At 58.1% G+C, this 25,128-nt stretch carries 19 protein-coding genes; 11 read left to right on the top strand and 8 right to left on the bottom strand.

Annotation, left to right across the window (positions count from 1 at the left end):
• The first annotated feature begins 6 nt into the window (after positions 1-6).
• Positions 7-2,121 carry a TonB-dependent siderophore receptor gene (locus ACZRMH_RS23070; RefSeq protein WP_464015433.1) on the top strand — a complete coding sequence of 705 codons (2,115 nt, stop codon included), beginning with the start codon at positions 7-9 and terminating at the stop codon, positions 2,119-2,121.
• A 267-nt stretch (positions 2,122-2,388) separates the two neighbouring features.
• The gene (locus ACZRMH_RS23065; protein ID WP_464015432.1) at positions 2,389-3,573 is read left to right on the top strand and encodes an alkaline phosphatase family protein; all 1,185 of its coding nucleotides are present in this window, start codon (positions 2,389-2,391) and stop codon (positions 3,571-3,573) included.
• Between the two features lie 80 nt (positions 3,574-3,653).
• Here ACZRMH_RS23065 and pepN read toward each other — a convergent pair whose 3' ends face one another.
• The 6 genes from pepN to ACZRMH_RS23035 form a co-directional block, all read right to left on the bottom strand.
• The gene (gene pepN, locus ACZRMH_RS23060; RefSeq protein WP_464015431.1) at positions 3,654-6,311 is read right to left on the bottom strand and encodes an aminopeptidase N; all 2,658 of its coding nucleotides are present in this window, start codon (positions 6,309-6,311) and stop codon (positions 3,654-3,656) included.
• A gap of 12 nt (positions 6,312-6,323) precedes the next feature.
• Positions 6,324-7,154: a DUF2797 domain-containing protein gene (locus ACZRMH_RS23055; protein WP_464015430.1), complete on the bottom strand. Its 831-nt coding sequence runs from the start codon at positions 7,152-7,154 to the stop codon at positions 6,324-6,326.
• Positions 7,151-7,411, bottom strand: a complete 261-nt coding sequence (locus tag ACZRMH_RS23050) for a YeaC family protein (RefSeq protein WP_016780738.1) — start codon at positions 7,409-7,411, stop codon at positions 7,151-7,153. The genes ACZRMH_RS23055 and ACZRMH_RS23050 overlap by 4 nt, the downstream gene beginning before the upstream one ends.
• A gap of 141 nt (positions 7,412-7,552) precedes the next feature.
• A complete protein-coding gene (locus ACZRMH_RS23045) occupies positions 7,553-8,425 on the bottom strand; it encodes a rhomboid family intramembrane serine protease (protein ID WP_464015429.1) in 873 nt (290 codons plus the stop codon).
• Positions 8,422-9,393 (bottom strand): metallophosphoesterase, encoded by a 972-nt coding sequence (locus tag ACZRMH_RS23040; RefSeq protein WP_464015428.1) that lies wholly within the window; start codon positions 9,391-9,393, stop codon positions 8,422-8,424. The genes ACZRMH_RS23045 and ACZRMH_RS23040 overlap by 4 nt, the downstream gene beginning before the upstream one ends.
• Entirely contained in the window at positions 9,393-10,283 is an 891-nt protein-coding gene (locus ACZRMH_RS23035; protein WP_016780735.1) for an NAD(+) kinase, read from the bottom strand. The genes ACZRMH_RS23040 and ACZRMH_RS23035 overlap by 1 nt, the downstream gene beginning before the upstream one ends.
• Positions 10,284-10,384: 101 nt before the next feature.
• On the opposite strand from ACZRMH_RS23035, the gene ACZRMH_RS23030 reads away from it, so the two are divergent.
• The 4 genes from ACZRMH_RS23030 to ACZRMH_RS23015 all read left to right on the top strand — a co-directional run bounded on the left by ACZRMH_RS23030 (position 10,385) and on the right by ACZRMH_RS23015 (position 13,501).
• Positions 10,385-11,341, top strand: coding sequence for a DUF1853 family protein (locus ACZRMH_RS23030; protein ID WP_464015427.1), 957 nt, complete (start codon positions 10,385-10,387; stop codon positions 11,339-11,341).
• A 93-nt stretch (positions 11,342-11,434) separates the two neighbouring features.
• Positions 11,435-11,983, top strand: coding sequence for a cytochrome b (locus ACZRMH_RS23025; RefSeq protein WP_464015426.1), 549 nt, complete (start codon positions 11,435-11,437; stop codon positions 11,981-11,983).
• A 313-nt stretch (positions 11,984-12,296) separates the two neighbouring features.
• Positions 12,297-12,782, top strand: a complete 486-nt coding sequence (locus ACZRMH_RS23020; RefSeq protein ID WP_464015425.1) for an Hcp family type VI secretion system effector — start codon at positions 12,297-12,299, stop codon at positions 12,780-12,782.
• Positions 12,779-13,501 carry a DUF4225 domain-containing protein gene (locus ACZRMH_RS23015; protein ID WP_464015424.1) on the top strand — a complete coding sequence of 241 codons (723 nt, stop codon included), beginning with the start codon at positions 12,779-12,781 and terminating at the stop codon, positions 13,499-13,501. Before ACZRMH_RS23020 ends, ACZRMH_RS23015 begins: the two co-directional genes overlap by 4 nt.
• Before the next feature lie 564 nt (positions 13,502-14,065).
• Here ACZRMH_RS23015 and ACZRMH_RS23010 read toward each other — a convergent pair.
• On the bottom strand, positions 14,066-14,980 hold the full coding sequence (locus ACZRMH_RS23010; protein WP_464015423.1) for a 1-aminocyclopropane-1-carboxylate deaminase/D-cysteine desulfhydrase: 915 nt from the start codon (positions 14,978-14,980) through the stop codon (positions 14,066-14,068).
• A gap of 256 nt (positions 14,981-15,236) precedes the next feature.
• Here ACZRMH_RS23010 and ACZRMH_RS23005 point away from each other — a divergent pair, with 256 nt between their 5' ends.
• Both ACZRMH_RS23005 and mrdA read left to right on the top strand, forming a co-directional pair.
• Complete coding sequence (locus ACZRMH_RS23005) at positions 15,237-17,159, top strand: M60 family metallopeptidase (protein WP_464015422.1); 1,923 nt, start codon at positions 15,237-15,239, stop codon at positions 17,157-17,159.
• Between the two features lie 241 nt (positions 17,160-17,400).
• A complete protein-coding gene (gene mrdA / locus ACZRMH_RS23000) occupies positions 17,401-19,296 on the top strand; it encodes a penicillin-binding protein 2 (RefSeq protein WP_464015421.1) in 1,896 nt (631 codons plus the stop codon).
• Positions 19,297-19,363: 67 nt separating this feature from the next.
• On the opposite strand, the gene ACZRMH_RS22995 is transcribed toward mrdA, so the two are convergent.
• Positions 19,364-21,406: a c-type cytochrome gene (locus ACZRMH_RS22995; protein ID WP_464015420.1), complete on the bottom strand. Its 2,043-nt coding sequence runs from the start codon at positions 21,404-21,406 to the stop codon at positions 19,364-19,366.
• Between the two features lie 270 nt (positions 21,407-21,676).
• On the opposite strand from ACZRMH_RS22995, the gene tauA reads away from it, so the two are divergent.
• From tauA to ACZRMH_RS22980, 3 genes are all read left to right on the top strand, one after another.
• A complete protein-coding gene (gene tauA, locus ACZRMH_RS22990) occupies positions 21,677-22,651 on the top strand; it encodes a taurine ABC transporter substrate-binding protein (RefSeq protein WP_464015419.1) in 975 nt (324 codons plus the stop codon).
• A 134-nt stretch (positions 22,652-22,785) separates the two neighbouring features.
• The gene (locus ACZRMH_RS22985; RefSeq protein WP_464015418.1) at positions 22,786-23,781 is read left to right on the top strand and encodes a GlxA family transcriptional regulator; all 996 of its coding nucleotides are present in this window, start codon (positions 22,786-22,788) and stop codon (positions 23,779-23,781) included.
• A 116-nt stretch (positions 23,782-23,897) separates the two neighbouring features.
• The gene (locus tag ACZRMH_RS22980; protein ID WP_464015417.1) at positions 23,898-24,953 is read left to right on the top strand and encodes a tetratricopeptide repeat protein; all 1,056 of its coding nucleotides are present in this window, start codon (positions 23,898-23,900) and stop codon (positions 24,951-24,953) included.
• The last annotated feature ends 175 nt before the right edge of the window (positions 24,954-25,128 follow it).

Below are 25,128 nucleotides of genomic sequence, written 5' to 3'. Positions count from 1 at the left end.
CAGATCATGCGCCCACTGTTCACCCTGCCCACCTCAGCCCTCACGCTGATCGCCCTGAGTATTATCAATACCGCCGCGGCCGATGAAAACACCCTGAACCTGCCGTCCACCAGCATCACCTCCACGGCCAGCAGTGACGAGTCGCCACCTGGCTATCAGGGCAAACCGAATGCCTCCACAACACGGTTGAACCTCACCGCCGGGCAAACACCCCAGGGCGTGACCAGCATCAAGCGCGAGCAACTGGATGACTTCAAGCTCAACAGCATCCGCGATGTGCTGGACAGCACCCCGGGAGTCAACGTGCAGAAAGTCGAAACCGATCGCACTTACTTCACCGCCCGGGGTTTTGATATCACCAACTTCCAGTACGACGGCATGGGCATGCCCCTCAATGGCGGCGTTCTGGTAGGCGACATCGATATGGCGCCCTACGAGCAAGTCGACATCCTGCACGGTGCCAACGGCCTGATGACCGGCACCGGCAACCCTTCGGCAACGGTCAACTTTATTCGCAAGCGCCCCACCTACGAACCCGAAGCCAAGGTCAGCCTCAGCGCCGGCTCCTGGGACAAGCGCCGGGTCGACCTGGATGTATCCGGGCCGCTGACCGATTCGGGCAATGTCCGTGGCCGGGTGATCTATGCCAACGAAGCGGGCAACTCGTACCTGGACCGTTACTCCCGGGAAAAGAACATTCTCAGCGCCATGCTGGCCTTCGACCTGAGCGACAACGACACCCTGACCCTGGGCTACGAAGACCAGAAGAGCAACGCCAACGGTGCCAGCTGGGGCGCACTGCCGCTGACCGACAGCAAAGGCAACGCCATTCACTACAGCAGCACCAGCTCCAGCATCGCCCAACCCTGGGTGTACTGGGACGTGCAAACCACCCGCGCCTTCGCTGAGTGGCAGCACAACTTCGCCAATGACTGGAAGTCGACGCTGACCCTGACTGCCATGGAGCACCGCGAAGACACCAGCATGTTTTATATCTACGCTAACAGCGCCTCGAACACCGGTTACACCGGCGTCGCGTCCAAGTACAAGGGCAAGACTCGTGAGCTGGATGGCGATATTTCCTTCAGCGGCCCGTTCAGCCTGGGCGGCCGTGAACACCAGCTGACCTTCGGCGCCAACGTGGCCCGTTCGCGCACCCAGGAAACATCACGGTTCGGCAGTTCGTCGTACTACACCCCGGTATCACTGGAAGATGCCCTCAATGGCGCCATCCCCAAGCCCACCTACAACATCGCCAACGCCAACGGCACGTCGAACTACACCGACCGCCAGAAAAGCCTCTACGCCGGGGCCCGCTTCAGCCTTACCGACGACCTGCACCTGATCACCGGTGCGCGCATGCTCAGCGCCGACAGCGAGGGCGAAAACTACGGCACCGGCCGCGATGTGAGCATTCATGGCAAGCTCACACCGTACGCAGGCCTGGTCTACGACCTCACCCCGCAGTACTCGCTGTATGCCAGCTACACCAAGATCTTCAGCCCGCAGTACTACCTCAACACCCAGGGCAAAGTCATCGAGCCGCTGGAAGGCAAAAGCTATGAAGCCGGGATCAAGGGGCATCTGCTGGACAAAAAACTCGATGTGAGCGCCGCGGTGTTCCATACCAAACAGGACAACGTCGCCACTTACGCAGGCTATAACCCCCTGCTGGGCGGCGACCTGTATGACGGCATGTCCTACAAGAGCAGCGGTCTGGAACTCGAAGCTTCGGGCGAACTGGCGCCAGGTTTGCAAATCAGCGGCGGCTACACCTACGTCTATATCACCGATGCTGACAACAACCGCGGTCGCAAGTTTATCCCGCGCAATGCCCTGACCTCCTCCATGACCTACAAACTGCCAATGGCACCGCAGGTCAAGGTAGGCGGCAACCTGAAGTGGCAGAGCAAAATCGAGAACGACGACAGCCCGGCCGCCAACCAGGCGGCCTATGCATTGGTAGGCCTGATGGCCAGCTACGACATCGACCCGCACTGGAGCACCCAGCTCAACCTCGACAACCTGACCAACCAGAAGTACCTGCAAAGCGTGCGCTATGGCCAGAGCAACTACGGCACTCCGCGCAACGCCACCGCGTCGGTCAGCTGGAAGTTCTAAACCTGCACAACACCTGTGGGCACAGATCAGATTATTCAGCCGCAGCAAAACCTGTGGGAGCCGGGCTTGCCCGCGATGCAGGCGCTGCGGTTGGTCGGTAGACCGCGCTGATGCCATCGCGAGCAGGCTCGCTCCCACACTCTCCACTGCAAGGTTTAGTTCGCCCAGGCGCTGAATCCTCAGACCACAGTACTGAACTCAAAGGCACCTTTCTCACCCGGCATGCCACACTGATGAATCTGGACCACTCCACCAAGCAGGTATGCCATGACCTACCTCCGAACTGCACTGATGGCGCTCAGCCTGAGCCTTGCATTCACAGCACAAGCTAGCGATACGCCCATCCCCAAGGTCCTGCTGATCGGGGTGGATGGCATGCAATACCAGAAACTGCAAACAGCCATTAAACAGGGTAAGGCCCCCAATATTGCCCGCTTGCACCTGTACAAAAGCTACACCGGCGGCGTAGTCGGCACCTCCACGCAGCAGCCCACGGTCAGTGGTCCGGGCTGGACAACCATCCTTACCGGCAGTTGGGTTGACCGCCATCAGGTCAACGCCAATGACGAGGCCCTGCGCAATCAGGCGCCCAGCCTGTTCAAACAGCTCAAGCTGGCCTTTCCTGAGCGCAAGACAGCCAGCATTGTCAGCTGGAACGTTATCCACGAGAACTTTGCCGAGGATATTGCCCAGGGCTATGTCGACCAGGCCATCAAGTGCTCCGGGGTTGATCCATGTGTCGTCGAGAAGGTCAGCCATGAACTGGAACACGGCCAGCCCGACCTGTTGTTCGCCCACTTCGATGAACCCGACATCACCGGCCACAGGCTCGGCTTTACCCCCCAGTACCAGCGAGCGATCCATACCGTGGATGCTCAGGTCGGGCAAATTCTCTCAGCGCTGCAACGCCGTGAAAAGGCACATCCCGAAGAAGACTGGCTGGTTATCGTGCTGCCCGATCACGGCAGGCACTTACCCGAGGGCAAAGACCACGGTGAGCAAACCCTGAGCGAGAAAACCACCTTTATCGCCATGAACAAACCCGGTAATGCACAGCTGGCCGCTCCCATCGGCAAACCGGCCAACCCTGGTTTCAAAGGCCTGTACGGCTTTGCCAGCCAGGCGGACATTGCCCCGACCGTGCTGGCTTACCTTGGGGTAAAACCGGACCTTTCGAGCTATACGATGGATGGCCTGCCCCTGATCGGGCCTGTGGGTGTCAGGCAGCTTTCAGCGCAAGTACAACCCGAGCGCCAGCAAGTTACCCTGACCTGGCGCACGGCCGCCCCGACTGGCAAGCGCGTGCAGATTTATCGCAACGGCCAGCCCATCGCCCAGCTCGGCGACCATGAGCACAGGTATGTCGACAAGGATATCCAGGCATTGAAAGGAGCGGTCAATTACACGCTGGTCATGGACGGTGTACCGGTATCTCGCCTGGTCAGCCTGTAATCGGAATCGGCAAGATCAAAAGCCCCTCACCACGCCTCTCCCGGAGGGAGAGGCGACTAAAAGCAAGGCGCTGCCGGTCTTTACGCCAGGCTTTTGCTCACCACTTCAAACACGTCGCTGGACAACTCACCGGAGTTGCGGATGCGCTCCAGCTCTGCCTTCATCAACGCCTGACGGGCGCTGTCGTATTTGCGCCAGCGGGTCAGGGGCGCCAGTTGCCGTGAAGCAATCTGCGGGTTAAAGCCGTTGAGCTGGATCACCAGGTCCGCCAGGAAGCGATAGCCCGAACCATCAGCTGCATGGAAGTTGATCAGGTTCTGCCCGGCAAACGCACCGACCAGTGCCCGCACCTTGTTCGGGTTCTTGATATTGAACGCCGGGTGTTCCATCAGCTCGCGCACGCGCTGCAAACCGCCGGGCATGCTGCTGCCGGCCTGCACGCTGAACCACTGGTCCATCACCAGCGGGTTGTCCTTGAAGTGCTCGGCAAAACTGGCCAGCGCTGCTGTTCTTTCTGCCTCAAAGGGCGAATTCACCAGCACGGCCAGGGCCGTCAGGCGCTCGGTCATGTTGTCGCTGTGCTCCAACTGCTCCAAGGCTGCCGCCAGAACTTCAGGCTTGCCGGTCAACATCAGGTACGACAGCGCGATATTTTGCAGGGCGCGGCGGGCAAAGTGTTCGGCTTCAGCCACATACGGGGTGACTTTCGACACCTCGCGATTGGCCTGGTAGCGCGCCCACAAACCGTCGAACAGGCTATCAGCCAACTGCTTGCGGGCAAACTCGCGGGCAAAGTGGATCGCTTCGACATCGGCCACGTCGCTGATTTCAGTCAGGTAGGCTTCGCCCGGCAACGACAGCATCTCAGCCACCATCGCCTGATCCAGCTCGGCATTGCCCAGCACCGAGCGCAAGGCCTCGACCAGACGCTGGTCCATGACCAGGGCTGCGCCGCGCTGATGCTGAGCGATCAGCTCTTGCAGCACCTGCACCGACAGTTGCTGGCCGGCATCCCAGCGGTTGAAACCGTCGCTGTCGTGCTGCATCAGGAACATCAATTGGTCACGGCTGTAGGCAAAGCTCAGCTTCACTGGTGCCGAGAAACCGCGCAGCAGCGAAGGCAGCGGTTTTTCGTTGATGCCAACGAAGGTAAAGGTCTGTTCGGTTTCGGTCACCGACAACACACGGCTGGTACCGGATGCCGCAGTCTCACCCGCCAGTTGCAGGGCAATTTCAGTGCCCTGGGCATTGAGCAGGCCCAGTTCCACTGGAATCACGAACGGCAGTTTTTCGACCTTGTCCGGGGTGGCCGGGCAGCTTTGGGCAAAGCTCAGGCTGTAGGTTTTCTGCTGCGCGTCATAGTGCTCGGTGACCGCCAGACGCGGCGTACCCGCCTGGCTGTACCAGCGCTTGAACTGGCTCAGGTCGGCGCCATTGGCGTCTTCCATGGCCTTGATAAAGTCGTCGCAGGTTACGGCCTGGCCGTCATGACGCTCGAAGTACAGGTCGCTGCCCCTGCGGAAGCCCTCGGCGCCCAGCAGGGTGTGGATCATGCGCACCACTTCCGAACCCTTTTCGTAAACGGTCAGGGTGTAGAAGTTGGAGATTTCGATAAAGCTTTCTGGACGCACCGCGTGGGCCATGGGACCGGCATCTTCGGCAAACTGGTGGGTGCGCAGATAGGCCACGTCCTGAATGCGCTTGACCGTGCGCGAGTTCATGTCGGCGGAGAACTCGGAGTCGCGGAACACCGTGAAGCCTTCCTTGAGCGACAGCTGGAACCAGTCGCGGCAGGTCACGCGGTTGCCCGACCAGTTGTGGAAGTATTCGTGCGCGACAATGGCCTCGACCCGCTGGTGGGCGGCATCGGTGGCGGTTTCGGCACGGGCCAGCACGGCGCTGGAGTTGAAGATATTGAGGCCCTTGTTCTCCATCGCCCCCATATTGAAGTCGTTGACGGCGACGATCATAAAGATATCCAGGTCGTATTCACGGCCGTAGGTTTCTTCGTCCCAACGCATGGATTTTTTCAGGCTGACCATGGCGTGCTGACACTTGTCGATATTTTCCGGCTCGACATAAATGCGCAGCGCCACGTTGCGGTTGCTCATGGTGGTGAAGCTGTCTTCAACGCACCACAGATCCCCGGCTACCAGGGCGAACAGGTAGGCCGGTTTCATAAACGGGTCTTCCCAGGTTGCCCAGTGCCGGCCGTCTTCGTCGGGGCCACTGGCAATCGGGTTACCGTTGGACAGCAGGATCGGGTAGCTGTGCTGCTCGGCCACCACGGTGGTGGTGAACTTGCTCATCACGTCCGGGCGGTCAAGGTAATAGGTGATCTTGCGAAAGCCTTCGGCCTCGCACTGGGTGCAGAACATCCCGCCGGACTTGTACAGGCCTTCCAGCGCGGTGTTGGATTCGGGGTGGATCTTGACGCTGGTATCGACCACAAACTGCTCGCTGGTCGGGTGCAGGATCAGATGGCTGTCGCTGAGTTGATAGTCGTCTGTTGCCAGCTCGACATCGTCGAGGCTGACCGACAGCAGTTCCAGTTGCTGGCCATCCAGCACCAGCGCCGGCAAGCCTGCACCACGGGCAGGGTTGCGGCGCATCACCAGTTGCGCATGGACCAGCGTGTGGTCCTCGAACAACTCGAAGGTCAGGTGCGTTTCGTCGATCAGATAATCCGGCGCCTGGTAGTCCTTCAGGTAGATCATTTGCGGTTGTTCGGTGCGCATGCTGGTGTCCTTTTACTGATGCACGGCCAGTTGGTAGGCCGTGTATTTGCGGATATTGATAACGCCGGTGTCAAAGATCAGGTACTGGCCCTTGATCCCCATCAGCGTGCCTTCAACGATAGGATCTTTATCCAGATTGAAGCTGACGATCTTGCTCGGGTACTGCTCGACCGGGTAACGAATCTCGATGGGCTCGACGCTATGCAAAGGTTGGACCGCTTGCAGGCCAAAACGCTCCTGCAGGGTCTGCAGACCCCCGGCGCAACTCTCGAACAGTTGCTCACGCACCGCGACGAGATCCACAGGCTCAGCGTCGCCCTTGAGCAGTGCACGCCAGTTGGTGCGGTCGGCCACTTGCGAGCGGAACAGGTCTTCGACAAAACCGGATTGCTGACGGGTCGCCACCCGCACGATCGGCAATGCCTGGCTCGCGCCCTGGTCGAGCCAGCGCGTGGGCAATTGGGTAGCGCGGGTGATGCCGACCTTGACCCCGGAGGAATTGGCCAGATACACCACATGATCGGTCATGCAGAACTGCTCGCCCCACGACGGCTCACGGCAGGTGCCGGCGTCGTAATGGCAGCGCTCCGGGCTCATGATGCATACATCGCATTGCGCCAGTTTGGTCATGCACGGGTAGCAGTAACCCTGGCTGAAGCTCTTCTTGGTTTTGCGCCCGCAGTGGGAGCAGTTGATCTCCCCCAGGTATTCCAGACGCAGTTTGGTGCCGATCAAAGGGTTGACCGGGACCTCGGTATCGCCCAAACGAAACGCATATTGAACGGTCGGCGTTTGCAGGCTTGCCGACATCTTGCTGATTGCACCGCGACCAATCTCAATCAATGGATGGCATCCGACTTGAACAGGATGTTGGGCACTGGCGCCGATTTCGAGCTGCATTCCTGCGGGCCCATATAACCGGTGCGCTGGTCTTCAGGCAGGTTTTGCACTTCCCAGGCGATCATCGCCTGCAACGACAGCTCGCGCTGCTCGGCAGTGAGTTTGTTGCCATCCGCCCATTTGCCGATTTCTACAGCCAATTTCAGGCTCTGATAGATCTCGGGGGTGATGTTTTGAATCATTTCGTTGAAAGAGGACATGGTTCTGTTTCCACTCTTGAAAAATCAAATGACATTAATCTCTGTGGGAGCGGGCTTGCTCGCGATTCAGGCAACTCGGTGTGCCTGAATCAACGGGTTGATGCCATCGCGAGCAGGCCCGCTCCCACAGAATATTGCACATTAAGCTGCCTGTTTACGCCGCGCCCACAACCCGCCCAGCAAGCCGGTCAGGCAGCCGATAACCAGGCCGCCAACATGGGCCGCGTTGGCAATCTGGCCAAAGCCGATCATTGACACCAGCCCCGACATACACAAAGCCAGCCACACCAGCATCATCACCAGTACCCCGCGAGGCAAGTTGTACAGCGGGTTGGGGGCCATCAATTGGTAAATCCACACATGCCCCAACAAGCCGTACAACACCCCGGACAAACCGCCAAACAGGCTCGGACCGCCGAACAGGTACTGGGCGAAGTTGGACACCAGGCTGAACAACAGGCTCAGGCCAATCAGGTTGATGCTGCCCTGGCGCATTTCAATACGCCGCCCCAGCTCCCAGTACCACATGCCGTTCATGGCAATGTGCAGAAAGCCGAAGTGGATCAGCATCGGGGTGAACAGTCGCCACCACTGCCCCGACGCCAGGCTGTCGGACAAGGGTACAAAATTGATGTACTGGCCATAAATGCTGAAATCGAGAAAGGTCAGCGCCCGCAGGGTCGACAGATTGTCACCCAGTTGCGTCACGGCAGCCACGATCAGGCACAACAGCAATACGATGGCGGTGGCCGGGCTGGCCCGCAGTTGCTGGGCAAAACCGGGCCGGGCCATGGCTGGCGGACGTTCGACTATCGGCAGTTCATGCTCAGGGTCGCCTGCCGGGAAACGCTGGTACAAGCTGCGCACATCCTCGGCGATGGCTTCAGGCGCCCACAGCACCTGTTCACCCGCCTCTTCACTGACCCGATGGGGTACCTGCATGCGCTTGAGCAAGGCAACAAAACCACTAAGGTCAACCGACAGCGGCAAACGTAAAACAGCTACAGCACTCATTGAATAGCCTCAGGGCGGTCTACATTGACCCATACAAATTTGTTCGGATCGAGGCGGGTTTCCTGGTCCAGGCGATAAGCCACCAGCTTGCCGTACAACACCGCGCTGTAATCCAGGCACGCCAGGTTCGGCCGGATCGGCGCCGGGCGGCCGCTGCGCCAGTAGTGACCGACAAACAACAGTGGCTTATCAATGCCATAGCGCAACAGGGCACTTTTTTCCGTGGTGGATAACGGCTGCTGCGCGACCTGCTCGGGCAATGCGTCAGGCTGGAAAACGATATCGCCGTAGGTCTTGGGGTCGTCTTCCCAGAACTTGGTACGGAAAAACGCCCGCGTCAGGCCGTCACCGCCGGTCAGGGTCATGCCACCCGGCAGGCGCATGTCGGTGCCGCGCAGCAGCCGGTTAAAACTGCGATCGGCAAAGCTGCCCGACACCGCGGCGGCCTGCAGGAACGCCTCATCGATGCAGCCATCGGGGTATTGCGCGCGCAAGGTGGCAATCACCTCGGCATCCCAGCAGGCATGCACCACGCGAAAGCGCCCGGCGTCGACAAACAGCGGCATGTCGTAAAACCACTGCACGAACTCGCGCCATTCGAGGGGGTACTGGTCGAACTGCTCCAGGGTTTCCTGGATCAGCCGGGCATGGCGCGGGGTGTGCTCACGCACAAACTGCTTGCCACTGCCGGCAGGTGCAGGGGTACACCAGCCCAGCGCGTTGAATTCATGGTTGCCCATCAGGCACAGGGCCTGACCGCTGCGCACCATGTCGTAAACGATATGCAGCGACTCGCGAATGCGCGGGCCGCGATCAATGATGTCACCCAGGAACACCGCCATCCGTTGCGGGTGTCGCCAGATACCGGCGAGTTTGCGATAGCCCAGACGTTCCAGCAGGTGCTCAAGGGTATGAGCACAGCCATGCACGTCACCGATCAGATCGTAACTGCGCGCTGGATCGAGCATCAGTCAGCCCTGCCGCCCAGTCGGCTACCCCAGCCAAGCTTGGTCCGACACACTTCATAGTAGTTGTGGTCCAAGGGGTGAATCAGACGCAGCTTCTGCGCTTTTTTGCTGACAGTAATGGTGTCACCCGGCGCACAGGTGAAATGGTTCTGACCGTCACAGGAGACTTGCGGGTAGATCTGCATGTCCTTGGCCACCACGATTTTCAACTCGCTGTTGCCATCGACCACAATCGGCCGGCTGCTCAGGGTATGGGGGTACATCGGCACAATCACGATCGCGTCGAGCTTGGGGTGCATGATCGGGCCACCCGCCGACATGGCGTAGGCCGTGGAGCCGGTAGGAGTTGCCACAATCAGGCCGTCGGCCTTCTGGCTGCACACGAACTGGCCGTCGATATGCAACTCGAATTCGATCATGCGCGTGGATTTGCCGGGGTGCAGCACCACGTCATTGAGGGCGTCGCCCTGGCCGATCGCTTCGCCGTGACGGCGGACTTCGGCCTGCAGCAAAAAGCGGTTTTCAACCAGATAGTGGCCGTCGAGCACTTCGGCCACTTTGACTTCCAGCTCATCGGGGCGGATATCGGTCAGAAAGCCCAGGCTGCCACGGTTGATGCCCAGTACCGGGACATTGTGCCGGGCCAGTGCGCGAGCCGCGCCCAGCAGGCTGCCATCGCCACCGACCACAATCACCATGTCGCAGACTTCGCCGAGCATCTTGCGCGACGAGGTTTGCAGGCCATGACCGGGCAACACCTCGGCAATGGTGTCTTCGAGGATCACATGCATGTGCCGCTCAAGCAGGAATTTTTTCAGTCGGCGAACCGTATCGAGCACTTGCGAACTGCCCAGACGACCTATGATGCCGATATTACGAAATTGCTCCATGGGGCTCCTGCGGGATTCAATGCGTGCGAAAACAACGATTATGGGCGAAAGACGACGATAGACAAAACCCTTTCAGGCCATCAGGGAGCTATGCTCGCACAATGACCCTATTCCCCGACTTGCTCAACCTGCCCCACCAACTGCGCCACCCCGAGGTGCGCGACCTGGCGTGGGTGATTCTTGCCCCCCCGATGCTGGTCCAGACACCCTGGCCGCAACGCCACCCACTGGCGGGCAGCGACTGGGTGCAGGCACCACAGCAGTTGGAGCGCTGGCTGCGCGAGCTGGATAGCAACAGCGAACCGTTGCAGCACTGGCTGGCACTGGCTACCACCCGGCGCCTGGGGCGTTATTACGAGCGCCTGTGGCAATTTGCCGTGCAACATGCCCCCGGGGTTGAGCTGATTGCCGCCAACCTGCCGATCCGCCTGAGCGGGCATACCCTGGGCGAGCTGGACCTGCTGCTGCGTGATCGCGACGGCGTGCATCATCTGGAGCTGGCGATCAAGCTCTACCTCGGGCCCCAGAACGGCGACGGCAACGACCCTGCGCAATGGCTCGGCCCCGGCAGCAATGACCGCCTGGACCGTAAACTCAAGCATTTCAGCCAGCACCAGTTGCCCATGTCCAGCCGCCCCGAGAGCCGTGAAGTGCTCGCTGGCCTGGATATCCACACATTTAACGCACATCTGTGGCTCGGCGGGTATTTGCTTTACCCCTGGCCCGGTCAGGCCCAACCCCCTGCCGGGGCAAACCCCCAACACTTGCGCGGGCGCTGGCTGCATCAGCGAGACTGGCCGGCGTTTATCTGCCAGAGCGCAGCAGGCTGCTGGCAACCCCTGCCCCGCCATGCCTGGCTCGCCCCGGCGCACTATGGCCCTGACGGGATATGGACTGCGCAGCAACTCGGTATCTGGCTTGCAGAGTTGCATCCTGAGGCCCCTGCGCAGTTGCTGGTGCGCCTTACCGAAAACGAAGCGGGCGACTGGGAAGAAGCCGAACGCCTGTTTTTAGTGTCCGATCTTTGGCCCAATGTGCCGGGGAACCCCGAAAGCTGACCCATCTCAGTGCAAAATCATTCAACGCATTTAAAGTAAAGGCACTCCGTCAACAAGAACGGGGGCTTCAGACCTGAACCGTGAGGAAACACCATGTCCTGGAAAAGTACCGCCCATCACTACAGTCGAATGTCCATCGCCCTGCACTGGCTAATGGTGCTGCTGTTTATCCTGATTTACGCTTCGATCGAGTTTCGCGGGATCTTCCCCAAAGACAGCGACGGCCGCAACCTGATGAAGGATGCGCACTTTATGCTTGGTCTGACAGTATTTGCGCTGGTCTGGCTACGGCTGCTGGCCCGCACCCTGGGCGTAGCGCCGAAAATCACGCCAACCCCGCCCGCCTGGCAGACGGCGCTGGCCACCCTGATGCACTGGGCACTGTACCTGCTCATGATCGCCATGCCGGTACTGGGGTATCTGGTGCTCAGTTACAACGACAAGCCAGTGTTTTTCTACGGCTTCGATATCCTGCCCCTGACCGTCAAGGACCCGGACTTCGCCAAGCAGATCAAGGGCTGGCATGAACTGGGCGGCACCATCGGCTACTGGCTGATCGGTTTGCACGCCGTGGCAGGGCTGGGCCATCACTACCTGATCAAGGACAACACCCTGCTGCGCATGCTGCCCGGGCGCAAATAAATCCAGAGACCCCATGTGGGAGCGTGGCTTGCCCGCGATGGCATAGCCCCGGTTTGCCAGACAGACCGCGTCTGTCAGCATTGCAGGCAAGCTAGCTCCCACAGGGCCTGGCAAGGTTTGAAATCTGATCCCCCCTTGGCACCCGACAACCAGCCCTAGACAAAACTCAGGGTGGTAAGCCCTGTGTTGCGTCGATTCAGGGTTTACCTTGCTGGAATCGAAATATATCCGACCAGATTTTCGGAATCGACCTACAACACACTTCAATTTCTGGCAGCTAGGATGACTGTCCGACGATCAGGAAGTGTTGCATATGGCTAACCACGGTTACATGACGATTACCGGCAAGGCCCAGGGCCTGATATCAGCAGGCTGTTCAACTCAAAATTCTATCGGCAACAAATGTCAGGATGGCCATACCGACGAAATAATGATGCTGTCTTATACGCACAATATGGTCAATATTGGCAACACCAATAAGCCGACACACGGGCCGATTCTTATCACCAAAAATATCGACAAGTCCTCACCGCTTCTGGCCCAGGCGCTTTCGGGCAGAGAAGAAATAAACTGTACAATCAGTTTTTACCGGGTGTCGTCTTATGGCATACAGGAAAAATACTACTCCATCACGATCAACGGAGGGATTGTTGCTGACCTGACGCTTGAGATGCCACATGCCATCCTGGAACACGATGCCGAACCTCAAGAAAGTGTAGCCATTCGTTATCGCGATATTACCTGGACTCACCATTCTGCCGGAACCAGCGGGTACAGCACCTGGGGGAATAATGAGTGAAGCGGGCAACTGATAAGTGCAAACTAGACAACTGTGATTACTGGCTGGTCAGTGCTGCAGCCAGAAAACTTGGCAGCCAGGCCTGCACATTAGGTGTCCGCCATATCAAGGACGGCACTCTGCGCTTGCAGTTCAACCGCGAGGTTGCCTATTACGCCAAAAGCATTGTCAATGATGTTGCTCAGGGTAAGAAAAGCACTGAGCAAGGTTTGGCGGACTTGAAGCGCGAACAGAGCAACTTGCTGACCCAGTCATCAGAGATTGCCCTGAGAGGTGTTGGGGCAATCGCTGGCGCCCTTCAATTTGCTGCAGGTGCCGGGATCTGTTACGCCTCCATCGGTACACTGTGCCTTTTCGCAGGGGCCCCGCTGATGGCTCATGGGGCTAATAACGCTTATGAGAATGGGCGCAATTTGTGGGAAGGTCGATCTGATGTAAAAGGGCCTGTCAGGGCGGGTTACCAAGAAGTCGCAACTTTAATGGGGGGCACGACCTCGGAAGGAAATATGGCTTATGCCGTTGTTGACTTGGGGTTTTCGGCGTACGGAGTTGGAAGACTGGTGTTAAAACCCGATGCATGGCGTTTGTTTAGATATGTGCGCACTGATTATGTGCGCGGGTATGAAAACGCAAGCAAAGTTGCATTGATGGCCGAAGTGGCAGCGGATATTATCACGGTAGACTCGATGAGCAAAGAATTTAAAGATCATGATAAGTGATTCGCTATTTACAACTGCACTTTATTTCATTATTTCCGCGGGATCATTTCTGCTTTTTCTCTCTGTATCTAGAAGAATTTCAGGGCCAAAACTAAATTACACTAAGCTTTTTGCTTATCTTGTACCTCTTGCGATATGGATCGCCAACCAGTTGTGCATAGCTCGCTATGGTTATATGTTGTTAGACCTGCCACCCAAATATTTTTTCGAAAACAACTTTGCAATTCGCTGGATTGCACTTGCAAGCTCTTTGCTTCACTGCACTTGCTTGCCGAGCATAGAGCCTCCCAGGCAAAAGTTTGCACGAAAGTGAATTCCTCTTGCTTCAGTTTGAATCTCGTCGCACCGTCGTTCCAACATTTGACACTATTAGCATCAGGTTTTACGGTGCATGCTAGACCTGTTGTTTACAAAGTGCCTATTGTGGGAGAGAACCTGCTCGCGATGGCATCACCGCGGTTTGCCTGACAGACCGCGTCGTCAGCATTGCAGGCAAGCCAGCTCCCACAGGGAACCTCGCCAGGAACCGGATTTCCTGGCAACTGCCATAAGTTTTGTTGTCTCTTAAGTAAACCCCCGACGGCCCTGCAAGCCGCCGGTGTGGACAAACACCAGACGCATACCCCGTGAAATCACTCCCTTCTTGACCGCCTGTTCCAGCGCCATCAATGCCTTGGCCGTGTATAAGGGCTCAAGCGGCAAACCACACGCTGCTTCGCTGTCCTGCATAAACCCCAACAACGCCTCATCCACCCTGGCAAAACCGCCACGGCTGGCATCGATCAGTTCAAAATTGCGCTCGCTATGCCCTGCCGCCTGCAAAATCGCCTCCACCTGCGGCGCTACACCGTGATCCTCGGGCACCGCCAGCGCGCCATACACCGTACGTTCACCTGCCTCGCCCAGCACCAGCCCGGCCAGCGTCGTACCCGTACCTGACGCCAGCCACCAGCCGTCATAATCATCCCAGCGCACTGCCGCCAGTTGCTCGCGCACCATGGCCACCAGGGCAATGCAGCCCGAGGCACCCGCCAGCCCGCCGCCGCCCTCGGGTACCTGGTGAAGGCTCGGGTACAGGGCTTGCCAGGGCTGCCAGAAGTCAGGCTCATGTCGTGCCCGGTAACCGGCAAAGCCCAACCAGTGCAACTGCATGCCATAGCGTTCAAGGTCCAGCGTGGTGGCGGTTTGCTGTGGATGGCCGCGCAACAGCCCCACCGTGGCAAAACCAAAACGCTTGCCGGCGGCGGCCAGTGCATGCAAATGATTGGAGTGGGCACCACCCAGGCTGATCAACCCCTCAGCCCCCGCACTATGGGCCGCCCGCAAATGCTCGGTGAGCTTGAACCACTTGTTGCCGCTGATCAGCGGATCAATCAGGTCCAGACGCAGCACAGCCACCTCAACCCCGGCCTGTTGCAGCCAGTCCAGTTGCAGGCGCTGCAAGGGCGCATGGGGGTGCCAGTCGATCAAGGGCAGCATAGAGAAAGCACCTACGTGAAAAATAGAGAGTTTACGTGACCGACTCGGCTTACACATGCCGATGAGGAACAAATCTGGCCTAATCAAACATAATTTGAAACACCAATCAGATATACCCTACAGCTTCTAAGTGATGCTCCTACAGTTCGCGCAATAGACAACTCTCTTTAACCCAGATTAAATCCTCGCCCCCCAAGAAAAAAATAACACACGAACACTTGTGAATTTCCTTACGGACAACTTAGAGCACAGAGCCATGCATTTCACAAAAACAAAGACCGCTCTATGGGGTGGACTATTTTTCCTACAGTTACTTTCTCCTGCCCATGGACAACAGAGTACTCATTGGTGGACGGAGCATGAAACCAAGCCCGGATTTATTGAGGCACTGGCGGAATTCAAGCTGTCGCCGCAAAAACTAAACAGCAACCCTGAGCAAGCCCTCCAACTCAGCAGCGACCAGCAAGAGCCGCTCTATTGGCTACGCAGAACACTGCAACAATATTCTGACAGTGCACAATCAACCTACAACGTGCCCGTTACTGAAATACATTCCAATGGCAAAAAAAGAACAGGCATGAGCGGGCGCTATGGTTTCTTTACCACTCATATATTTATGAATGCCTCAGAAACTGTACAGATCACACGGCAATCTGCGGACAGTGGCGTTACTTGCAGCGCCTGGACCGGAACAAGTTTCAAGCTAGAGAACCATATGTACGACAAGGTCGTACTGCCCCCTGAAATGGTTCAGTACACGGCGGCCCGGAGCGGCACACTGTTACTGTCGTGTGAAGACTCCACTCGTGACATGCAGAGCACTGGAAAACTGATAGCTTTCAAAGTGAAAAATATTGATGCCCAGCAAGCACCCATGTTTATTTTTGGCATGGACAGCAAACAGGACTGGATGACCCGTTTTAGCCAAACGCCTAATCCACTGGGGCAAGTATTGCTGTATAACGGGCGCTCGCGTATTTCCTTTGGCGCTGCCAAGGCCAAAGCCCTGGCCAATACCGATATCATGTATTTAATGCGCGAACATCTTCTGATGCCGCTTGAGTATGACCGAGTCAATGGTTTCAACAGCAACACCCCGGCAGACCCGCTCAATTTGCCGACTCCGGGATTGGTTAATGCCTCATATGAGTCTTGCTGCAGCGCCTCGGGCGGCCAGGGATCAATCAGAATCGGATTTAGTAAGACTACCCCCCCTACCTCATGGGGATACTGGCATGAATATGGTCACCTTAACCAGGTAGAATGGTCGTGGGGAGGATTGACGGAAGTTACGGTCAACCTTTATTCAATCGCAGCGTGCCGTCGTCTCAAAGGAGAATTTGAGTTAAAGGCATGTTCAACAGACCAGGACTACGTCAACAGAACCTGGGACAGGGAATCTGTAGGTAACTATTTAACTTCAGGACAGCCTTATAAATTTGACAACATGGATAAAGGCACTGAATTTTTACGCTCTGTGATGTTCAACCAACTGCTCGCAACATACGACGACCTTTACCCACAGCTCGGTCGCGCTTTTCGCAAGGAGTACAACTACGCCAGCAACACAGCAGCCTTCAATACCGACGCCAAGAAAAAAGACTGGTTTGTTATCAACGCCAGTCGTTTTTCCGGTCATGACCTAAGGGGCTTTTTTGACAAATGGGGGGTGATTTATTCTGACGAAGCCCGCGCAACAGTCGCCAGCTTGAAACTTCCGCCGCCCATACAACCGGTGAAGGCTTATACTCATCCTGAAACATGGGCAATCAGTGCGAACCGTGCAACTAAATTACAAGGCAAAATGATTGACGACAAGGCCAAACACATCGCTTACATTGCCTACAGCGAGAAAGAAGGCCCTACAAAACTGGTCTGGGCCAATTCGACATATTCGACGCTAACCGTACCTGTTTGGGACGAAGCGAAACGAATGAGCCAGGTTAAATTTCGAGCTGCACGAAGCAACGGGAAGTGTGGCAGGTACTCTTTGAACTCCACTGCTAGCTGTAGCTCGCCAGGCAGCAGTTTCTGGAATATTTATTACCATCCCGAGGACAACCCGGGGCTGACAGGTATCAACAAGGGCCGTATCCAACTGGCTGCACGTGACTGGAAAGTAACTGACTGGGGTTCACAACTGGACATCCCATTCACCGTAACCGGCACAAACCACTAACTAACAGATGTCTAACTGGCAGCCGCTACTGCCAGGATCATCCCGGTCCACCTTGCCTGGCGAGGTGGACTCCATTGTGCACTACCAGGCAAGCAGACATCTCAGCCCCCCGCAGCCTGTCGAGTTTCATGTTCAGAACGCCCAATAATCTGACTCAACCACAAGCTTCTTGTTAAGGTGTGCGCCGAATTTAGCAGCCTGGCTGCTGTTATGTGCATACTGACGCGAGACGCCCCCCTTCATGCCTGAGCCGATCCCTCTTAAAGATCACGAATCCGAAAAACGGCTGGTCAATAAAAGACTGATCGCCTGCGCAGCGCTGGTGCTGGCTATCAGCTGCGCGCTGATCGGCCGTATGTACTTTTTGCAAGTCAGCGAGTTCGACTACAACTCGACCGTGTCCGAAAACAACCGCGTGCATGTACTGCCGATTCCGCCAGAGCGCGGCTTTATCTACGACCGCAACGGCGTGCTGCTGGCCGATAACCAGCCCAGCTTCAATATGACCATCACCCGCGAACGGGCCGGTGACACCGCCAAGGTCCTGGACAGGGTGATGGGCATCCTGCATTTGCCCGAAGAAGATCGCGCCGTGTTCGCCAAGGCCATGAAGCAGGCGCGCCATCCCTTTGATCCCTCTACCCTGCTCTACGAGCTGACTGAAGACCAGATCGCCCTGCTGGCGGTCAATCAGTTCCGCCTGCCGGGTATCGATGTCGAGGCGCAGTTCGTGCGCCATTACCCCCAGGGCGATCACTTTGCCCACTCAGTGGGTTATGTCGGGCGGATCAATGAAAAGGAAGTCAAACAGCTGGATGCCACCCAATATCGGGGCACCCAGTCGATCGGTAAAACCGGTATCGAACGTTTTTATGAAAACGAACTGCATGGCAAGGTCGGTTTCGAAGAGGTAGAGACCAATGCCCAGGGCCGGGTAATGCGCGTGCTGCGCCATACCGATGCGGTGGCGGGCAAAAATATCGTCCTGAGCCTGGATATCAAGCTGCAGGAGGCCGCCGAAGAAGCCCTGGGTGATCGTCGCGGCTCGATCATTGCCCTGGACCCGAAAACCGGCGAAGTACTGGCGATGGTCAGCAAGCCCAGCTTCGACCCCAATTTGTTTGTCACTGGTATCAGCTCCAAAGACTACTCCGGGCTGCGTGACTCCATCGACAAACCACTGTTTAACCGGGCCTTGCGCGGCCTCTATGCGCCGGGTTCGACGATCAAGCCCGAAGTGGCGATTGCCGGCTTGGACAGCGGGGTGATTTCGGCCTCGACCCGGGTGTTCGACCCTGGCTATTTCCAGTTGCCCAATGTCGACCACAAGTACCGCAACTGGAACCACAGCGGCGACGGCTGGGTGGACTTGAACGCCGCCATCATGCGCTCCAACGACACCTACTTTTATGATCTGGCGTCCAAACTGGGCATCGACCGCATGCACGACTATATGGCGGAGTTCGGCCTGGGCCAGAAGGTATCGCTGGATATGTTTGAAGAATCGTCAGGGTTGATGCCGTCCCGCGAGTGGAAGCGCAGCACCCGCCGTCAGGCCTGGTTTCCCGGCGAGACGGTGATTCTGGGCATCGGTCAGGGCTATATGCAGGTCACTCCGTTGCAACTGGCCCAGGCCACCGCACTGATTGCCAACAAGGGTGTATGGAACCGTCCGCACCTGGCCAAAACCGTAGACGGTACACCGCCAGTGGATGAGCACCCGATCCCTAATCTGGTGTTGCGCGACCCACGGGACTGGGATCAGGTTAACCACGCCATGCAACTGGTGATGCACGACCCACGGGGTATCGCCCGTGCGGCGGCCCAGGGTGTGCAATATCGGATTGCCGGCAAGAGTGGTACCGCGCAGGTGGTGGCGATCAAACAGGGTGAGCGTTACAACCGCCTGAAAACCGCCGAGCGTAACCGTGACAACGCCTTGTTTGTTGGTTTTGCCCCGGCAGAAGACCCGCAGATCGTGATTTCGGTGATGATTGAAAACGGCGAAGCCGGTGGTCGGGTGGCCGGGCCGGTGGTGCGCAAGGTGATGGATGCCTGGCTGCTGGACAACCAGGGTGTGCTCAAACCGCAGTACGCCAGCCCGCAGGCCAAGGTGCATGCAACGCCGCATGTTTGAAAAGCGCCCTCACCCCAGCCTACTCCCTGTATGGACCGGGAGTAGGCTGGGTGAGGGGCTTTAGATTCTAATACCGCGCGTCCACCGGCTTGCCGCCCTTGGGCCAGTCCTTGCCCTTGTCGACAAAGTCAGGCCGCGGTTGGTGAGAGAAGTACTCGGCCACATCCACCGCCTCCTGATCCGAGAGCCCACCCTGCCCCAACGGGAATTTCTCGTGGAAGCCGATCGGCATATTGCGTTTGACGAACGCCGCAGCCGTATAGGTCCGCGCCATGCCCGCGCCGATATTGAATGACTCATCACCCCACAACGGCGGGTACACAAAGCTGCCATCGGCATGCTTCAAGCCCTCGCCATTATCGCCATGGCACACCGCGCATTGCTGCACATACACCGCCTTACCGTTGACAGGGTCGGGCTTGATGTTCGGATCGACCTTGCCAACCCCCCGGCCCGCCACCTTGTCACCGGCCACGGTGTTCATTTTCATCCAGTCAAAATACGCCACCATCGCCTGCATATCGGGCGAATTCACCGGCAACGGCTTGCCATCCATCGAGCGACGGAAACAGCCATTGATCCGCTCCTCCAGCGTCACTTCCTTGCCTGCTCGTGGCGCATAGCTGGGGAAGAATGCCGACACCCCCACAAACGGCGAACCATCGGCCACGGTGCCCGCGTTCAAATGGCAACTGGTGCAGTTGAGCGCATTGCCGACATTGTCCGGCAGCAACGCCTTGGTTTGCAGATGCAGACGCATGCCGCGCACCACTTGATCGGCGTTGGCTGCGCTGAGCAGATTGGCCAGCCGCGGCGTGACAAAGGCGGTTTCGTCTGTGGTCTCGGGGTTCAATTGTTTGCGCATTTTCGCCACTTGCGCAGGCTTGATCGGCGGTGCGTCATTGCCCCAACTGCTGCGCACAAAGCTGAGGATTTCAGCGATTTCATCATCCGCCAGCCGAGCAAAACCGGGCATGGTGTACACCCGTGGATGGGCCGCTGTCTGCGGGGTTTTCCAGCCGGTCAGGGTGATATGCAACAAGGTAGTCGGGTTGGCCGCGACAATCCCGGGGTTGCCGTTCAATGGCGGGAATATGCCCTTGACCCCACCGCCGTCCGGGCGATGGCAGTCGGCACAGAACTGCGTGTAACCCAGGCCGCCACGGCTGCTGTAGAGGGTGTCCGGCGCCTTGACCGGCTCAGTCGCCACGGCAGGCATCGGCAAGTCATCCTTGCCTGCCGGCAGCGATTTCAAATAACTGGCAATGGCCGTCAAGTCTGTATCGGTAAAGTGTTGAGTGCTGTGGTGAATCACGTCAGCCATATTGCCCGACACCGTGGCAAAACGGTTTTGCCCGGTTTTGAGCAATTGCACGGTGTCTTCCACCGTCCACAGATTACGCAGGCTCAAGGCGCGCCACTCTTCGACGGTTTCGCCCGCCAGGTAATGCTTGCCACTGCTGCCCGCATCGCTCATGGCCTTTTCCTGGAAGGCAATACCGCGAGGGGTATGGCACGAGCCACAGTGGCCAAGGCCCTGCACCAGGTAAGCACCACGGTTCAACTCGACAGTTTTGTCCGGGTCGGCCACAAACGGCTGTTTGTCGACAAACGCCCAGTTCCACAACGCCAGCCCCCAGCGCTGATTGAACGGGAAGCCCATGTCAGCCTCAAGGTTGGCCTGCTTGACCGGGGTAACGTCCTGCATCAGGTAAGCGTACAGGGCGCGCATATCCTCCTCGCTCATCTTCGCGTAGGACGGATAGGGCATGGCCGGGTACAGGTTCTGCCCCGCAGGCGTCACCCCTTCACGCATGGCCTTGTCGAACTGTTCAAAGCTGTATTGGCCGATGCCGGTTTCAGGGTCTGGGGTGATATTGCTCGAATAGATGGTGCCCATCGGCGTTTTCAGCTCAAGGCCACCGGCCATTAGCGCTCCGTCCTTGGTGGTGTGACAGGCAATGCAGTCGCCCAGCCGGGCTATATATTTGCCCTGCTCGATCAGGTTTTTTTCGGGGACGGCTGCCGGGGTCGGCTCACTGGCTTGCGCCTGAATTGTGCAAAACAACGTCAGGCCGGCTAGTGCCAGACGCGGGAAGATAGAAAGCATCGCGTTATTCCTTTAAGGCGTCGATCTGGGGTGGTCCCCTCGAAGCGGGCCGTGCTGGTTTTGTTATGGACTCCTCACAGGTGGGTTGTACCTGCTTTTGAATTGACGACGTTTGACCCGGGTCATAAGCGGCGCAACCAAGCGCCCCCAACGAGTGCTCTAAGCTAGTTCCAAAACGGTATTTTCCCCTTTGATTTAAAGCACTTAGATTCAGCCCACCGGACCACCGGAGCTCCCCCTTTTCTGCCTCCTTACAACAAGGTCCAGCCCATGTCCGTGCACAAACTCCTGATTGCTCTTTCCATCACCGGCCTCAGCTTCGGCGCGCAGGCGGCTGATCTGACCATCGGTTATATCACCGGCATCGACCCCACCAAGCTGGCCCAGGCCGAGGGCAGCTATGAGAAGGCGATCGGTGAAAAAGTCGACTGGCGCCGCTTTGACTCGGGTCCGGCCGTGGTTTCGGCGCTGGCTTCCGGTGATCTGCAAATCGGCAATCTGGGCTCAAGCCCGCTGGCCGCTGCCGCTTCGCGCAACGTGCCGCTGGTGACCTTTATCGTCACCGCGCAAATCAAGGGTTCCGAAGCCCTGGTAGTGCGCAATGGCAGCGGCATCAACAGCCCCCAGGACCTGATCGGCAAAACCATCGCCACCCCCTTTGTGTCCACCTCGCATTACAGCCTGCTGGGCGCGCTGAAACACTGGAACCTCACCCCGCAACAGGTCAAGGTGGTCAACCTCAGCCCCGCGCAGATCACCGCGGCCTGGAAACGTGGCGATATCGACGGCGCCTTTACCTGGTCGCCCGCGCTGGGGGAAATCCGCAAGACCGGCCAAATCCTCACCGATGCTGGCCAGGTCAGCCAATGGGGTGCGCCAACGTTTGAAGTCTGGGTAGCACGCAAGGACTTTGCCGAGAAACACCCGGAAATCGTGGCAAAATTCGCCAAAGTCAGCCTCGACGCCATCGCCGACTACAACGCTCACCAAGCGGCCTGGACCGCTGACTCGGAGCAGGTACAGAAAATCGCCAGGCTGACCGGCGCCAGCGCCCAGGACATTCCCGAGTTGCTGCAGGGCGCGCACTTCCCTTCGACCGCTGAACAAAAAACGGCGCAGCTGTTGGGTGGTGGCACGGCCAGGGATATCGCCCAAACCGCCCTGTTCCTCAAGGATCAAGGCAAGATTGAAAGCGTATTGCCTGACTATTCAGCCTATGTCAGCGATAAATTTTTGCCTGAATAACAAGCTGTTAGCCACTGGCACAACAAATGCTTCGTTACGCCCTGGAGCACAGGGTCTTGCATCGCCGTGTGATGCAACAACCTGCGTGAACCCCGACGCCAAAGGCGTCCCGGATCATAAAAAGGAGCGTAAGGATGGCAACGCCTGTTACAGCGTCACCGATAAACCTGCCTGCGGTGAAGACCGTGGGCTTTCTGGTGATACCAAACTTCACCACTATCGGTTTTGCCTCGGCCATCGAAACCCTGCGCATGGCCAATATGGCGGCGCGCTGCGAAATGTTTCGCAGCGTGATCATTGCCCCCAGCCTTGACCCGGTCACGGCCAGCAACGGCATGCGCATCCTGCCCGATTATGTGATCGGTGATGCACCAAAACTGGACATTTTGCTGGTGGTGGGTTCAAACCCGATCGTCTCGCATCTGAGCAGCCGTCCCGTGCTCAACTGGCTGCGCAAACTGGCCCATGAGCAGGTCGCACTGGGCGGCATCTGCACCGGCAGCTACTGGCTGGCCCGGGCCGGTTTGCTCAAGGGTTATCGCTGCACCATCCACTGGGAAGATATTGAAACCCTCAAGGACCACTTTCCGGGGATCATTATTTCCAACCAGCTGTTTGAACTCGACCGCGACCGCTACACCTGCTCGGGCGGCGTGGCGTCTATGGACATGACCTTACAACTGATCGCCCGCGAGCCGGGTGGTCGGGAGATTGCGGCCCATGCCGCCGAACTGCTGCTCTGCGATCGCGCCCGCAGTGCCCAGGAACAGCAACGGGTGCCGCTGCGCCAGAAGCTGGGGACATCCCAGCCCAAGCTCAGCCAGGTGGTGGCGATCATGGAAGCCAACCTGGAAGAACCGGTCAGCCTGGAAGACCTCGCGCGGCTCAACGAGGTGTCGGTGCGTCAACTTGAGCGCTTGTTCCACAAGCATCTGCAACGCACGCCAAGCCAGTATTACCTGGAATTGCGCCTGGCCCGGGCGCGCAGCCTGTTACTGCGCAGCGAGTCACAAGTGCGGGATATTGCCCTGGCCTGCGGCTTTGTCTCGGCGGCGCATTTTTCCAAATGCTATAGCCGCCTGTTCGGGGTTTCGCCGATTGGCGAGCGCAAGCAGGTAGCTCTGCACTGAAACAGGACCCAGGGTGTTAGCACGCGGGACAGGCTCTGGCGGACATCAGCATTTGACTCATGCTGCCTGCTGTCCCAATCTTGCACCTCATACGCTCGCCTGTTTCTGGATATTGGATGACCCAGCCACGCCGCTACCTCGTTATCAGCCTTGTGTCGGCACTCGTTGCCGGCGGCCTTTGGTATTCGATGCGCCCTGCTTCTACCGTACCCACGCCGACCGTAAGCCAGCGCTACTCCATCGCGCTGGATATGGCCCATAACGGCAAACCCGGCGCCGCACGGGTGCTTTATCAGCAACTGGCCCGCAATGACCTGACAGAGGCCCGTCGCGCCGGCCTGCATGCCGAACTGCCCAACTACCCCAGCCCGCAAGCACTGAAGCTGGCAGATGCAGATTTGCAGAATCCATCACCGCTGGTGCGCAAAGCCGCAATCCAGAGCATTGTCGGGCTGGTGCCCAGTGCCCAGCGCACCTTGCTGCTCGGTCCGCTGCTCGATGACCAAGACCAGAGCGTGCGCTTTGCCGCAGCCAATGCTTTGCTTGGTCTTTCGCCCGACGAACAGGGGCTGTATTTCGGCCCACTGCAGCAAGTGATCGACGAATTCGAACGCAACCTCAAGACCCGCCCTGACGACCCTCAGGCCCAGGGCCAACTCGCTCGCCTGTACCTGCACGAAGGGCAACTTGATGAGGCCCAGGCCGCACTGGAGCAGGTCACCCGCCTGGATCCGGACAACCTCAAGGCAGTGGTCGCGCAGGTCGAACTGCTGGACAAGCGTGGCAAGAGCGATCAGGCACGCCAACTGCTGGCCAGGCAGCTTGAAGCGCACCCTGACTCGGCGTATTTGCAGCATGCGCTAGGAATCTGGCTACTCAATCATGGTCAGACCGAGTACGCCCTGCTGGGTCTGGCCAAGGCTGTTGAGCTGGAACCGGACAACAGTGATTACCGCTACAAGCTGGCCACGGCCCTGCATGACCTGGACCAATTGGAGGCGGCGCAGCGCCAGCTAGAGGAACTGCTGCAACGCCAGCCGGCCAATCGCAAGGCGCGGGTGCTGTTGATCCGTTACTGGAAAGAAGCCGGGCAATTGCAGAATGTGCAGGTACTGCTGGCACAGCTTGAGCAGCAGAACCCGGATGACCCTGCATTGCAGCAGGGGTTGTGATACACAATAACCTGGCAGCTGCTTGTATGGACTGCACACCTGAAAGCTTTTGATCTGCTCTTGATCTGCTTTTGATCTGGCTTTTGATTTACTCGCCCTCCGGGAGGCCGAGTGGAGGTTCTGTGGAGTGGGTCGACCGGCATGGATGCCGGGAGAGCCGCGATGGGCCATGGAT

Source organism: Pseudomonas sp. B414, from assembly GCF_055408445.1.
Note: the sequence above shows the minus strand (reverse complement) of the source record. Positions and strands in the feature narration are given on the sequence as shown.

Bases quoted from the DNA above. Each gene is read 5' to 3' on its own strand.
- ACZRMH_RS23070 (WP_464015433.1), top strand. From the start codon at position 7: ATGCGCCCACTGTTCACCCTGCCCACCTCAGCCCTCACGCTGATCGCC.
- ACZRMH_RS23065 (WP_464015432.1), top strand. From the start codon at position 2,389: ATGACCTACCTCCGAACTGCACTGATGGCGCTCAGCCTGAGCCTTGCA.
- pepN (WP_464015431.1), bottom strand. From the start codon at position 6,311: ATGCGCACCGAACAACCGCAAATGATCTACCTGAAGGACTACCAGGCG.
- ACZRMH_RS23050 (WP_016780738.1), bottom strand. From the start codon at position 7,411: ATGTCCTCTTTCAACGAAATGATTCAAAACATCACCCCCGAGATCTAT.
- ACZRMH_RS23045 (WP_464015429.1), bottom strand. From the start codon at position 8,425: ATGAGTGCTGTAGCTGTTTTACGTTTGCCGCTGTCGGTTGACCTTAGT.
- ACZRMH_RS23040 (WP_464015428.1), bottom strand. From the start codon at position 9,393: ATGCTCGATCCAGCGCGCAGTTACGATCTGATCGGTGACGTGCATGGC.
- ACZRMH_RS23035 (WP_016780735.1), bottom strand. From the start codon at position 10,283: ATGGAGCAATTTCGTAATATCGGCATCATAGGTCGTCTGGGCAGTTCG.
- ACZRMH_RS23030 (WP_464015427.1), top strand. From the start codon at position 10,385: ATGACCCTATTCCCCGACTTGCTCAACCTGCCCCACCAACTGCGCCAC.
- ACZRMH_RS23025 (WP_464015426.1), top strand. From the start codon at position 11,435: ATGTCCTGGAAAAGTACCGCCCATCACTACAGTCGAATGTCCATCGCC.
- ACZRMH_RS23020 (WP_464015425.1), top strand. From the start codon at position 12,297: ATGGCTAACCACGGTTACATGACGATTACCGGCAAGGCCCAGGGCCTG.
- ACZRMH_RS23010 (WP_464015423.1), bottom strand. From the start codon at position 14,980: ATGCTGCCCTTGATCGACTGGCACCCCCATGCGCCCTTGCAGCGCCTG.
- ACZRMH_RS23005 (WP_464015422.1), top strand. From the start codon at position 15,237: ATGCATTTCACAAAAACAAAGACCGCTCTATGGGGTGGACTATTTTTC.
- mrdA (WP_464015421.1), top strand. From the start codon at position 17,401: ATGCCTGAGCCGATCCCTCTTAAAGATCACGAATCCGAAAAACGGCTG.
- ACZRMH_RS22995 (WP_464015420.1), bottom strand. From the start codon at position 21,406: ATGCTTTCTATCTTCCCGCGTCTGGCACTAGCCGGCCTGACGTTGTTT.
- tauA (WP_464015419.1), top strand. From the start codon at position 21,677: ATGTCCGTGCACAAACTCCTGATTGCTCTTTCCATCACCGGCCTCAGC.
- ACZRMH_RS22985 (WP_464015418.1), top strand. From the start codon at position 22,786: ATGGCAACGCCTGTTACAGCGTCACCGATAAACCTGCCTGCGGTGAAG.
- ACZRMH_RS22980 (WP_464015417.1), top strand. From the start codon at position 23,898: ATGACCCAGCCACGCCGCTACCTCGTTATCAGCCTTGTGTCGGCACTC.